The following is an 11885-nucleotide window of genomic DNA, read 5'->3' as shown; positions in this document are numbered from 1 at the left end:
CTCGCGGACAAGTCCGCTCCCACCGGCGCAATTCCGTGGGAGCGAATTCATTCGCGAGCTGTTAGCGCGGGTCACCTTGCTCACCGGGGCGGCTGTGATCTCGCGGCGAACCCGCTGACACCGGCTTCCGCCAACTGCGCCGCCAGCGCCTGCACGGCGGGATGCTGGAAAAAGCGCTGGGCCTGACGGGCGCGTTGCGCGCTCAGTCCCGCTTGCCGCCGCCACTCGTCTTCCGAGCGGCTGGACAGGCGTCGCCAGTCATCTTCCGCTGCCAGCTGAATGCCGGACGGCATGCCGAGTGCGATCAGCCAGCGTTCGAGCGGGCGCCGGCGCGCCCGTTCGGCGCCCTCCAGTAACGGCCTGGCCCGTATGCCCGGTACCTGCGCAAGATCGCCGGGTGCGAGGCGCATCCAGGCCAGCAGTCCGTGGTCCAGGAGCCCGGCCTCCAGCAACGCGCGCCAGCTGCCCGGGCCGAGCCCGGACAGATCCAGCCCCTGCCGGCTCGACAGCCATTCCAGGCGAGCCAGGAACTGCCCTGCGCAGCCCGGCGTCGGGTGCCAGCAGCTCAGCGGGTGGTAGGCGGTGATGTCCGGCGCGTCCACCGCCTCCCGCAGCGGCGAGCGCCAGACCACGCCGTCCAGCCGGGGGATGCTGCCGCCGGCCAGGCCGATGGCGACCTGGTCGCCGGGTCGGATGTCCAGCGAGCGCCAGCGCGACAGCGAGCCGGCCGAGACCTTGCGCACGCTGCGGTCATCCAGCCGTGTCGGTTGCAGATGCAGCAGCGGCGTGATGCGTCCACTGCGCCCGATCCGGAACTCGATCTCGCGCACCTCGCCCAGCGCCTGGCGCGCTGGATATTTCCAGGCCGCCGCCCAGCTCGGCGGCTGTGCCTGCCAGTGCTGGCCATGCGGGCGTGCGGCCTGGCGCAACACCACGCCATCGGTGGCGAAGGGCAGGTCGCTTCGGAACCAGTGTTCCCGCCAGCGCCGCGCCTCGCCGGTATCGGCGACGCGATGGCTGAAGGCCGGGCTGTCGGCGAATCCCAGGCTTTCCAGCCCGGTCAGTCGCTGCGCGGGATCGGCGGGGCCGTCCGGCCAGTCCCAGACGAAAAGGCCGATGCCGGCAGCCTCCTCGGCGCCAAGCGTCTGCCGGGCCAGCAGGCCGGCGACCCGCGCCCGAGCGCCCTGGCCGCCGCGTTCGGCCTGCACATGACCGGGCACACGCCAGTACAGCTCGCCGTGCAGCACGGCGTCGAGCGCTTGCGGCAGGCGCTGCGGCACGGCCGGCAGCTTGCGTACCCGCTGGGTCCAGTCCTGGCCATGCCGACCGTCGCCCCGGCTGATGGCCTGTGCCAGCTGGCCGGCGCGGTACACCAGGGTGACCGCCACGCCATCCACCTTGGGCTGAATCCACACTGCCTCGCGGCGGGCCAGCCAACCCTCGATCTCATCGTCCGCCAGCTTGCTTAACCCGGTCTGCGGCACGGGGTGGGCGACGGGGCCAGCCAGCCCGGCCAGGGGCTGCGGTGCGGGCGGCGCCTGTTCCGGAAAGCAGTCGCGCCAACGGGCGAAGCGCTGGCTGGCCTGGTCGTAGAGCTCGTCGGCAATGGGTGAGCGACCGTCGCGGTGATAGGCGCTGTCCCACTGCGCCAATTGGTCGGCGAGCTGATGCAGTTCGGCGTTGGCGCGTTCGACGGACCAGTCGGGGCAGGCCTGGGCGAGCGGCATGCACAGGCTGAGCGCCGCGAGCAGCGGGCGAAGGAAGGGCATGGGTGCGTCCTTGCACGGGAGATCGGCCCGGGAGCATAGCCAAGCGGTTGGCAGATCGCCGTGGGAGGGGTTTGAGCCGCGACCGGATCGGCACGGTGGTGGGTTGCGGCCGAAGCGGCTCCTGTAGACAGCGGCTCGGGCACTCTCGCGGCCGTTCGCAGTCAGACAAGCGTGGCCCGGTAGTGAACGGGGCCGTTTCCGCAAAAAATCCGGCTGGTCTAGTCCGGCCCCAGGTTCATGGAGGTAAACCCATGCGTCTTGCGCATCTCATTCTGCCGGCGCTGCTCGGTGTCGTGCTGGTGGGCTGTGGTCCCGATGAAGAGGATCGGATCGATACCACCCCGGCCCCGCAGACCAACGAGCCGGTCCAGCCGGTTCCGCCGCCGGCCGAGCCGGCGCCGCCCACCACGCCCACTCCGCCGCCCACCACACCCAGCGGTGTGCCGGAGGAAAGCGACATGAACACCAACCCCGCCCAGGACTGAGCCTCACCCGCCCTGGCGCACGCTGGCCGCCTGTTCGCGTTTGAGCAGGTGGCTGCCCAGCGTGCGCAGGCGGGCCAGTTGCCGGCAGATCAGCGCCAGCTGGGTCTGCACCAGGCGGTGATTGTCATCCAGGCTGTCCGGCAACTGCTCCAGTTGTTCGGCCAGGGCCTGCTCTTCCTCGTTGTGCACGGCCAGCACCGAATTGCCGGTCAGCCCCCCCGCAATTTCCTCCAGCGCCGCGACGATGCGCGCGCCGGCCTCCTCCAGCAGGGTCGCGTCCTGATCCGTGCCCAGCGGCGCGCGGTGGGCGCCCAGCGCCGACAGATAGCCCAGCAGGGTGTGGGTGACCACCAGGAAGCGGAAACCCTGCTCGGTGTCCCGGCGGAAGTGCCCCGGTTCCATGAGCATGTTGGACAGCGTGGTGGACAGCGCCGCGTCGGCGTTGTGTGCGTTGCGTCGCGCCACCCGGTAGGCCAGGTCGTCGCGCTTGCCGCTCACGTACTGGGCGAGGATTTCGCGCAGGTATTCGGCATGGCTGGTCAGCGTGCTGGCCAGCAGGCGGTCGAGGCGTCGGCCCTGCCAGTCCGGCAGGATCAGGAACACCGCGACAATGGCGATCAGGCTGCCGAGCAGGGTGTCGAACAACCGCGGCCAGATCAGCCCGTAGCCATCGCCGATCTGGTTGAAGCTGAGCAGCACCAGCAGGGTGATGGCGGCCGTGGCGACGGTGTAGCGGCTGGCGCGGGTGGCGAAGAACAGCACGCCGGCGATCACCGCCAGGAACGCCTGTAGCAGCGCCTGGGGGAACAGGCTGATCAACGCCCAGCCACACACCAGGCCGATCAGCGTGCCGAGGATGCGCTGCACCAGCCGCGTGCGGGTTGCGCCGTAGTTCGGCTGGCAGACGAACAGGGTGGTGAGCAGGATCCAGTAGCCCTGGGTCGGATCGATCCAGTGCAGGATGCCGTAGCCGGCGCACAGCGCGATGGACAGCCGCAGGGCATGGCGGAACACCAGCGAGGTGGGCGTCAGCTGCAGGCGGATACGCTGCAGCGCTTCGCGCAGGCTGCGCGGCGAGCGGTCGAACAGGCTGGGATCCTGCTCGTCGGCCAGGGCATCCGGGTTGCTGGCGCCGGCCAGCTTGCGCTCCAGGGTTTCCAGGTTGTTGGCCAGTGCGTTCACCGAACGCAGCAGCTTGCGCCACTCCGGCCGGTTCTGTTCGCGCAGATGCGCCAGCGAGGCCTGCAGGTCGTCCAGCGCGGCGCGGCTTTCGCCGTGGTCGAAGGGTTCGCGCAGGCGGATGGCCCGACCCAGGGTGCGGCAGGCATTGCCCTGCTGGTTGAGCAGGCGCTGGCAGCGGAACATGACGTCGCTGTGAAAGAACGCCTCGGCCAGCTCGTTGTACGGGTAGTGCGAGGAGCTGGCCCGTTCATGGATGTCCTGGGCGGTGAAGTACAGGCGCAGGTAGCGGCTCAGGCGCGCCGAGGGCCGACCGTTGGCGAAGCGGTGCAGCAGGATCTCCTTGGCCTGGTTCAGCGCGTTGACCACCCGCCCGTTCTGCCGCGCCAGCTCCAGGCGACGCTCCTCGACATCCAGCTGGCGCAGCGGCTCGAGCAGGCTGCTCTTGATCTTCAGGTACAGGCCCAGCTCCTCGAACAGCCGCGCCAGGCCCTGCTGAACCGGCTGGTGCACGAACAGCGCCGCCCACAGCACCGACAGCGCGCCGTACCAGGCCGCGCCGGCCAACAGCAGCAGCGGTTCGTGCCAGAAGCTGCCGGGTACTCCGCCGCGCTGTTCCACGCCGATCATGGTGTAGATGGCCAGGATCAGCGTCGCCCAGCCGAGGGTCGCGTAGCGCGGGCCGACCGCGCCGAGCATGGTCAGCGCGAAGGTGGCGACCGCCAGCCCGCTGACGAACAGCCAGGGATGCAGGAACAGCAGCTGCACCGAGAAGGCCGCCACGGCGAAGCACAGCAGCGTCACCGCCACCGCCTGCAGGCGGCCCAGCCAGTTGTCGTCGGTTTCCGCCAGCGCGCTGGCGATCACCCCGAGGAACAGCGGGATCACCAGGTCCAGGCGGCCTTCCAGCAGGCCGACCAGCATGGCGCCGGCCAGCGCGATGAACACGCGCAGGCTGTAGGCGAGGGTGTCAGTACTCCACAGGCGCTGCAGGGAATGACGAAGGGACGGCGAGGGCATCGAAGGCTCCGCTACGACGGGAACGCGGCCAGAGTAGCGAATTGGCCGCTGACGTGACACCGCTGATGGGTGGGTGCTGGGGCGTGGATCCCGCACGGGCTGGCCCCCTCTCCCATCCAGGGGGAGGGGAGCCAGGCGACACGCCGCAGGATCGCCTTCCTCGCGGCAGCGAGCCAGCCCTCCGGCGGCCCTCGTCTATCCTGAGCAGACCGATCCCTGCCAGGAGGTATTGCCGTGCGACGCATGCTGCTCGGCATGTTGCTGGTGCTGTCCGCCGGGCTGGCCCAGGCCGTCCCGGCACCCGTGTGGGTGCTGAGCGTCGAGGGGGTGATAGGTCCGGCCAGCGCCGACTACCTGGTACGTGGCCTGGCCCGCGCTGCCGAGCAGGGCGCGCAACTGGTGGTGCTGCGCATCGACACGCCCGGCGGACTGGACAGCTCCATGCGCGACATCATCAAGGCGATCCTCGCCAGCCCGGTGCCGGTGGCCAGCTACGTCGCGCCCAGCGGCGCGCGGGCCGCCAGCGCCGGCACCTACATCCTCTACGCCAGTCATGTGGCCGCCATGGCGCCGGGCACCAACCTGGGCGCGGCCACCCCGGTGGCGGTGGGCGGTGCGCCGGGCGGGCCGCCGCAACAGCCGTCTCCCGAAGGCGAGCAGGCACAGAAGCCGGACGACGCCATGACCCGCAAGCAGGTCAACGACGCCGCCGCCTACATCCGCGGCCTGGCGCAGCTGCGCGGGCGCAATGCCGAGTGGGCCGAGCAGGCGGTGCGCGAGGCGGGCAGTCTGACCGCCGAGGACGCCCTGAGGCTGAAGGTCATCGACCACCTGGCCGCCGACCTGCCGGCGCTGCTCGCCCAGCTGGACGGCAAGACCCTGCAGACCGCCGCCGGGCCGCGCAGCCTGGCTGCCGCGGGCGCGCCCCTGGAAGCGCACCAGCCAGACTGGCGGACACGCATACTCTCCGTGATCACCAATCCCAGCGTGGCGCTGGTGCTGATGATGATCGGCATCTACGGGCTGATCTTCGAGTTCTCCAGCCCGGGCACCGGCATCGGCGGAGTGATGGGCGGCATCTGCCTGATCCTCGGCCTCTATGCCCTGCAGCTGTTGCCGGTGAACTATGCCGGCGTGGCGCTGATCCTGCTCGGGCTGGTGTGCATGGCCGCCGAGGCGTTCCTGCCCAGCTTCGGCGTGCTCGGTTTCGGCGGCATCGCGGCGTTCGTGTTCGGCGCGCTGATCCTCATCGACACCGAGGTGCCCGGCTTTGGTATCCCGTTGTCGGTGATCCTGGTCACCGCGGCCGCCAGTGCCGCGTTGATGCTGGCGATCCTCGGCATGGCGCTGCGCGCCCGCCGGCAGCGCCAGGTGGCCGGCGACGCGGGGCTGGTGGGCAGTCTGGTGCGCGTCGACGCGCTGGAGAACGACCCTCGCCAAGGCTGGGTGAGCCTGCAGGGTGAGCGCTGGCAGGTGCGCAGCGGCGAACCGCTACAGGTCGGGCAACGGGTGCAGGTGCTGGCGCGCGACGGTCTGACGTTGCGGGTAAGTCCCGACCGGGAGGTGGAACCATGATGGGTTATTCATTCAGCTTCGGCGTGCTGCTGATGCTGCTGGTCGCGTTGGTGTTGTCGGCGTTCCGTATCCTGCGCGAGTACGAGCGTGGCGTGGTGTTCCAGCTAGGCCGCTTCTGGAAGGTCAAGGGGCCGGGGCTGATCCTGGTGATTCCCGGCCTGCAGCAGATGGTGCGCGTCGACCTGCGTACCCTGGTGCTGGATGTGCCGACCCAGGACGTGATCTCCCGCGACAACGTCTCGGTGAAGGTCAACGCCGTCATCTACTACCGGGTGCTGGATGCGCAGAAGGCGATCATCCAGGTCGAGGACTACCACGCCGCCACCAGCCAGCTGGCGCAGACCACCCTGCGCTCGGTACTCGGCAAGCACGAGCTGGACGACATGCTGGCCGAGCGCGAGCAGCTCAACACTGATATCCAGCAGGTGCTCGATGCGCAGACCGACGCCTGGGGCATCAAGGTCTCCAATGTGGAGATCAAGCACGTCGACCTGGACGAATCCATGGTGCGCGCCATCGCCCGACAGGCCGAGGCCGAACGGGAGCGGCGCGCCAAGGTCATCCACGCCGAGGGCGAATTGCAGGCCTCGGAAAAACTCATGCAGGCCGCCGAGGTGCTGTCTCGCCAGCCCGGCGCCATGCAGCTGCGCTACATGCAGACCCTGAGCTCGATCGCCGTGGACAAGAACTCCACGATCATCTTTCCCCTGCCGATCGATCTGCTCGGCGGGTTTCGACGGGAGTGACCGTCCATGGAAATCGGCGTACCCAAGGAAATCAAGCCGCAGGAAAGCCGCGTCGGTCTGACCCCGGCCGCCGTGGCCGAGCTGGTCGGCCGCGGCCACAAGGTGCTGGTGCAGAGCCAGGCCGGCAGCGCCATCGGCTTTCGTGATGCGGACTACCAGGCGGCCGGCGCGCTGATCGTCGCCGATGCCGACACGCTGTTCGGTGCCTGCGAGCTGATCGTCAAGGTCAAGGAGCCACAGGCCCAGGAGCGCGCCTGGCTGACCCCCGAGCACTGCCTGTTCACCTACCTGCACCTGGCCGCGGATCGCCAGCAGACCGAGGACCTGCTCAACAGCGGCGCGCTGTGCATCGCCTACGAAACGGTCAGCGATGCGCAGGGCGGCCTGCCGCTGCTAGCGCCGATGTCCGAGGTGGCCGGGCGCATGGCCATCCAGGCCGGCGCCCATTGCCTGGAAACGCCGCAGGGCGGGCGCGGCGTGCTGCTCGGCGGCGTGCCCGGCGTGCCGGCGGGGCGGGTGACCATTCTCGGCGCCGGCGTGGTGGGTAGCCAGGCGCTGGCGATGGCGGTCGGCCTGGGTGCCGATGTCAGTGTGTTGGACACCCGTATCGAGGCGCTGCGCCGGCTGGACGCCCAGTACGGCAATCGCATTCACACCCTGTACGCCAGTCGCGACGCGGTGGAAAAACGCGTGCTGGGCGCCGATCTGGTGATCGGCGCGGTGCTGATACCCGGCGCCGCAGCGCCCAAGCTGATCGATGCCGACCTGGTGCGCCGCATGTTGCCGGGCTCGGTGCTGGTCGACGTGGCCATTGACCAGGGCGGCTGCGCGCAAACCTCGCGACCCACTACCCATGACGCGCCCACCTACGTGGTCGACGAGGTGGTGCACTACTGCGTCAGCAACATGCCCGGCGCGGTGGCGCGCACCGCCACCCTGGCGCTGAACAACGCCACCCTGCCGTTCGTCATCGAGCTGGCCGAGAAGGGCTGCAAGCGCGCCCTGCAGGAAAATCCGCGGCTGCGCGATGGGCTGAACCTGGCGCGCGGCTGTGTCACGCACCCCGGCGTTGCCGAAGCGCACGGGTTGGCCTGTCATCGGGCGGAAGAGGTGCTGGCGCAGTCGTAGGGATGTTGCAGGATGTGCGGGTAGTGGCCTGTGGGGGCGGACTTGTGCGCGAGCTTTCCATGCCCGCTGGCGCCTGGCCGGCCGCGCCAGAAGCTCGGGATTGAGTTCGCTCCTACAGCCCGGAGCGTGCAGAATCCTGTAGGGCCGGCTTTGCGCCGGCCGGTGGAGCATCGGCCTGGCAACCAGGGTCGGGCCCGATCACGTCAGGGGTTCAGATGATGCAGGCACTGGCTGGCGGCCTGGCCGAGGCGTTCGCGGGTGCGGTCGTCCAGATTGGCCTGGCCTTGCAGCTGGCGGATCTCCGCGTCGCTGAATTCGCTGCTGACCCGCTCGGCCGAGCATTCGCAGTAGGCGCGGGCCTTGGCCGGGGGCGTGTTGGCATCGGCGCTGCGCACGCACTCGTCGACGAACTGTTTCCGCGCGGCGTCAGGCCAGTTGGCCGCGAGCAGCGGGGTGCTGGCAAGCAGGGAAAGGGACAGCAGGGCCAGGGACGGAATACGCATCGAAAAACTCCTGTACGAAAGAAACCCGATGCAGCTGTGAGGCCCGGGCGGCGGCAGAGTTCCGTTGCGCTGCACCCGCCTGCCCGCAAGGGCTGTGGATAACCCTTAGGGGCTCGCGGGCCGAAGGTCAGCTCAGGCGGAAGCGGCCGACCAGCTCGCGCAGCCGCTCGGTCAGCGCTTCCAGGTGCTGGCCGGCTTCGCCGGCCCGGCGGGCGCTGGCCGCCACTTTCTCGGAGTTGCCGTTGATGCTCTCCAGGTTGCGGTTCAACTCCTGGGTGACCTGGTTCTGCTGTTCCACGGCAGTAGCGATCTGGATGTTCAGATCGGAGATTTCCACCACCGATCGGCTGATCTCGCGCATCGAGCCCCCGGCCGCGCCGGCCTGCTCGACGCTCTGCTGCATGCTGGTCTGGCCGCGCTGCATGCTGTCGCCGATCTGCGCACTGCGGTTCTGCAACTGGGTGATGATGCCGTTGATTTCGCCGATGGAGTCCTGGGTGCGCCGGGCCAGGTTGCGCACCTCGTCGGCCACCACCGCGAAGCCACGGCCCTGCTCGCCGGCGCGGGCGGCCTCGATGGCCGCGTTGAGCGCCAGCAGGTTGGTCTGATCGGCAATCTGACTGATCACGTCGGAGATCGCGCCGATGGCCGTGCTGTCCTGCTGCAGGACGCTGGCCAGACGGCCGGCTTCCTCGATCTCGGCGGCGGCCTGGGTCAGCTGGCCGATGGCCCCGCTGACCACCTGGTCGCTGCTGTGGGCCTGGCCGCTGGCCCGGCTGGCGACCTCGGCGGCGTGGGTGGTGGTGCGCGCCATCTCCTGGAAGGTGGCTTCCATCTGGTTCATCGCCGAGGCGATCTGGCCGATGTCGTGCTGCTGGGCATCGAGGATCCGCGAGCCGTCACGCGACAGGCCAAGTACCTGATCGGTCGCCAGGTCCAGTTCCTTCAGACGCACCTGCACTTCGCTGACCAGCGTGGCGATGCCCTGCTGCATGGCGTGAAAGTCCCTGGCCAGCGCACCCAGCTCGTCCTCGTCGAACTCGCGCAGGCGCAGCGCTTCGCTCAGATCGCCCTGGCCGACGCGGTGCATCTGGCCGCTGAGCAGTTGCAGCGGACGCTTGATCTTGCCGGTGATCAGCCAGCCCATGGTCAGGGTGAACAACAGCAGCAGCACACCGAACAGCGCCTGCAGCAGCTGCTGGCGCTGGAGCGCGGCCAGCTGTTCGGTCTTCAACTGCTCGGCTTCGCTGACGATCTCGGTCTGCAGGTCGGCCAGCAGGCCGACCAGGCGGTCGAACGGCGCCAGCATCGGACCGAGGATGGTGCGGCGGGCCTCGTCGATGCGCCCCTGGCCGATCAGGCCGATGTAGTTGTCCTGCATGCGATGGTAGTCCTGCATGCCGGCGCTGAAGTCACGGATGAAGCGATTCAGGGCGGGGGTGCTGGCCAGGGCTTCCATCTGGCGCAGGTAGCGATCCACGGCGCGGTTGTTGGCCTCGACCTTCTCGAGGATGACCCGGTGCTCGGCAGGATTGACGGTCAGCCCGTAGTCCAGAGCGAAGCGCCGGTAGGTGACGGTGCTGTAGCGCAGGTGGGAAATGGTGGCGAGCAGGCTGATGTTGCGATCGACCACGCTTTCCAGCCGGTCACCTACCCGGCTGATGCCGACCTGCAGGTAGAGGCTGAAGGCGAACAGCGCGGCGAGAATGGCGCCGAAGGAGAGGGCGAGGGTGCGCTGGATGGAGAGACGGGACAACATTGGAGGCCTCACGCGGGTGTTCGAGGCGCACAGGGCGCCGGTGCGCGGCAATCTGCCAGCACTGTTGGCTGATTGCCAGTAGAGAGTGACTAGACGGTCAATAGTGGCGGCCAATCGCCAGGGCGCATCCGTTAAACTGGCGCCCCCGTTTCCGGAACTCGCCATGACTTCGCATCCGCTGGACGAACGCACCGCCCGGATCCTGCCCTGGCTGGTCGCGGTGGCGTTCTTCATGCAGACCCTGGACGGCACCATCCTCAACACCGCGCTGCCGGCCATGGCCGCCGATCTGGCGGAGGACCCGCTGCGCATGCAGGGCGTGGTGATCGCCTACATGCTCACCGTGGCGCTGCTGATTCCGGCGTCCGGCTGGATCGCCGATCGTTTCGGCACGCGGCGGATTTTCTTCAGCGCGATCCTGCTGTTTTCCGTCGGGTCGTTGCTGTGCGCCCTGTCGTTGAGCCTGCCGCAGTTGATCGGTGCGCGTATCGTGCAGGCCCTGGGCGGCGCCTTGATGATGCCGGTGGGGCGGCTGGTAGTGCTGCGCGCCTACCCGCGCAGCGAGCTGGTGCGGGTGATGAGCCTGGTGACCATTCCCGGCCTGATCGGCCCGTTGCTGGGGCCGACCCTCGGCGGCTGGCTGGTGGAGTACGCCAGCTGGCACTGGATCTTCCTGATCAACCTGCCGGTGGGCGCGCTGGGCGCCTGGTTTGCGCTGCGTTTCATGCCCGACCTGCGCGGCGCTCAGCGCAGCCAGTTCGATACCCTGGGTTTCCTGCTGTTCGGCGCGGCGATGCTGCAGATCACCATCGCTCTGGAAGGCCTGGGCGACCTGGGCATGCCCACCGCGCGGGTGCTGCTGTTGCTGTTCGGTGGCGCGGCCTGCCTGGCCGCCTACTGGCTGCGCGCCGGGCGCATCGAGCGACCGCTGTTCTCGCCGACGTTGTTTAACACGCGCAGCTTCGCCGTGGGCATTCTCGGCAATCTGTTCGGCCGGCTGGGCAGTGGCGCGCTGCCGTTTCTGGTGCCGCTGCTGCTGCAGGTGGCGCTCGGGTACTCGCCGGCCGAAGCGGGCATGAGCATGATTCCGCTGGCGCTGGCCGCCATGGCCATCAAGCCGTTGGCCAAGGGGCTTATAGATCGTTTCGGCTACCGTTGCCTGCTGGTGGGTAACACCCTGCTGCTCGGTGCACTGATCGCCAGCCTGGGCGTCACCGGCGAGGACACGCCGCTGGCGTTGCTGCTGGCACAACTGGCGCTGATCGGCGCCTGCAACTCGCTGCAGTTCAGCGCCATGAACACCATCGCTCTGATCGACCTGCAGGACCATCAGACCAGCAGCGGCAACAGCCTGCTGGCGGTGGTGGTGCAACTGGCGATGGGGCTGGGCGTGGCCTCGGCGGCGGCATTGCTGGGCGGTTTCAGCACGCCGCAGCGCGATGTGCTCGGCGCCTTCCAGCTGACCTTCCTGTGCCTGGGCGGACTGTCGATGCTCGCCGCGGCGATCTTCCTGCAGCTGGGCAAGCGCGACGGCAGCAGCGGCCACCTACCGCCGAGGGTACAGGCGCCGGACTAAAGGCTGTCCCGCATCGCCCGGTGGGAGTGAATTCGACCGCCCAAAGCTCGCGGACCAGTCCGCTCCCACGAAAGCGCGCGGGTCCGCACCGCTTGTGGGAGATTCTATGTTGCCCTGCAAGCGCTTTAGGCAGTTCGAGGGATGT

The 11885-nt window shown here is 69.0% G+C and carries 9 protein-coding genes and 1 pseudogene; 5 read left to right on the top strand and 5 right to left on the bottom strand.

Annotated features, from left to right (window positions below; genetic code table 11):
* Positions 1-80 precede the first annotated feature (80 nt).
* Positions 81-1769 carry an NAD-dependent DNA ligase LigB gene (gene ligB / locus SF06_RS10455; RefSeq protein ID WP_039561269.1) on the bottom strand — a complete coding sequence of 563 codons (1689 nt, stop codon included), beginning with the start codon at positions 1767-1769 and terminating at the stop codon, positions 81-83.
* Positions 1770-2020: 251 nt separating this feature from the next.
* Between ligB and SF06_RS10450 the strand changes: the two genes are divergently transcribed.
* Complete coding sequence (locus SF06_RS10450) at positions 2021-2254, top strand: hypothetical protein (RefSeq protein WP_037008330.1); 234 nt, start codon at positions 2021-2023, stop codon at positions 2252-2254.
* Positions 2255-2257: 3 nt separating this feature from the next.
* On the opposite strand, the gene yccS is transcribed toward SF06_RS10450, so the two are convergent.
* Entirely contained in the window at positions 2258-4453 is a 2196-nt protein-coding gene (yccS, locus tag SF06_RS10445) for a YccS family putative transporter (protein WP_027588888.1), read from the bottom strand.
* 243 nt (positions 4454-4696) lie between these two features.
* On the opposite strand from yccS, the gene SF06_RS10440 reads away from it, so the two are divergent.
* From SF06_RS10440 to ald, 3 genes are read left to right on the top strand one after another with little or no spacing between them, the layout of a single operon-like run.
* Positions 4697-6028, top strand: coding sequence for an NfeD family protein (locus SF06_RS10440; RefSeq protein ID WP_039561266.1), 1332 nt, complete (start codon positions 4697-4699; stop codon positions 6026-6028).
* Positions 6028-6774 carry a slipin family protein gene (locus SF06_RS10435; protein WP_039561381.1) on the top strand — a complete coding sequence of 249 codons (747 nt, stop codon included), beginning with the start codon at positions 6028-6030 and terminating at the stop codon, positions 6772-6774. Before SF06_RS10440 ends, SF06_RS10435 begins: the two co-directional genes overlap by 1 nt.
* A 6-nt stretch (positions 6775-6780) precedes the next feature.
* Positions 6781-7902: an alanine dehydrogenase gene (gene ald / locus SF06_RS10430; RefSeq protein WP_027588885.1), complete on the top strand. Its 1122-nt coding sequence runs from the start codon at positions 6781-6783 to the stop codon at positions 7900-7902.
* Between the two features lie 203 nt (positions 7903-8105).
* On the opposite strand, the gene SF06_RS10425 is transcribed toward ald, so the two are convergent.
* The 3 genes and pseudogenes from SF06_RS10425 to SF06_RS18735 form a co-directional block, all read right to left on the bottom strand.
* On the bottom strand, positions 8106-8405 hold the full coding sequence (locus SF06_RS10425) for a hypothetical protein (protein ID WP_027588884.1): 300 nt from the start codon (positions 8403-8405) through the stop codon (positions 8106-8108).
* 127 nt (positions 8406-8532) lie between these two features.
* Positions 8533-9399, bottom strand: coding sequence for a methyl-accepting chemotaxis protein (locus SF06_RS18740; protein ID WP_330220466.1), 867 nt, complete (start codon positions 9397-9399; stop codon positions 8533-8535).
* Positions 9397-10164: pseudogene (locus SF06_RS18735) on the bottom strand (MCP four helix bundle domain-containing protein); the annotation flags it as partial. The gene SF06_RS18740 and the pseudogene SF06_RS18735, both read right to left, overlap by 3 nt.
* Before the next feature lie 163 nt (positions 10165-10327).
* Between SF06_RS18735 and mdtD the strand changes: the two are divergent.
* Positions 10328-11740, top strand: coding sequence for a multidrug transporter subunit MdtD (mdtD, locus tag SF06_RS10415; protein WP_039561261.1), 1413 nt, complete (start codon positions 10328-10330; stop codon positions 11738-11740).
* Positions 11741-11885: the final 145 nt, after the last annotated feature.

This window comes from Pseudomonas flexibilis (genome assembly GCF_000802425.1).
GTDB lineage: Bacteria > Pseudomonadota > Gammaproteobacteria > Pseudomonadales > Pseudomonadaceae > Serpens > Serpens flexibilis.
This window is presented reverse-complemented; position numbering and strand designations above follow the sequence as displayed.

What these genes read in the sequence shown, in the direction of transcription:
- mdtD (WP_039561261.1), top strand. Translation starts at nt 10,328, where the DNA reads ATGACTTCGCATCCGCTGGACGAACGCACCGCCCGGATCCTGCCCTGG.
- ald (WP_027588885.1), top strand. Translation starts at nt 6,781, where the DNA reads ATGGAAATCGGCGTACCCAAGGAAATCAAGCCGCAGGAAAGCCGCGTC.
- ligB (WP_039561269.1), bottom strand. Translation starts at nt 1,769, where the DNA reads ATGCCCTTCCTTCGCCCGCTGCTCGCGGCGCTCAGCCTGTGCATGCCG.
- SF06_RS10425 (WP_027588884.1), bottom strand. Translation starts at nt 8,405, where the DNA reads ATGCGTATTCCGTCCCTGGCCCTGCTGTCCCTTTCCCTGCTTGCCAGC.
- SF06_RS10435 (WP_039561381.1), top strand. Translation starts at nt 6,028, where the DNA reads ATGGGTTATTCATTCAGCTTCGGCGTGCTGCTGATGCTGCTGGTCGCG.
- SF06_RS10450 (WP_037008330.1), top strand. Translation starts at nt 2,021, where the DNA reads ATGCGTCTTGCGCATCTCATTCTGCCGGCGCTGCTCGGTGTCGTGCTG.
- SF06_RS18740 (WP_330220466.1), bottom strand. Translation starts at nt 9,399, where the DNA reads ATGCAGCAGGGCATCGCCACGCTGGTCAGCGAAGTGCAGGTGCGTCTG.
- SF06_RS10440 (WP_039561266.1), top strand. Translation starts at nt 4,697, where the DNA reads ATGCTGCTCGGCATGTTGCTGGTGCTGTCCGCCGGGCTGGCCCAGGCC.
- yccS (WP_027588888.1), bottom strand. Translation starts at nt 4,453, where the DNA reads ATGCCCTCGCCGTCCCTTCGTCATTCCCTGCAGCGCCTGTGGAGTACT.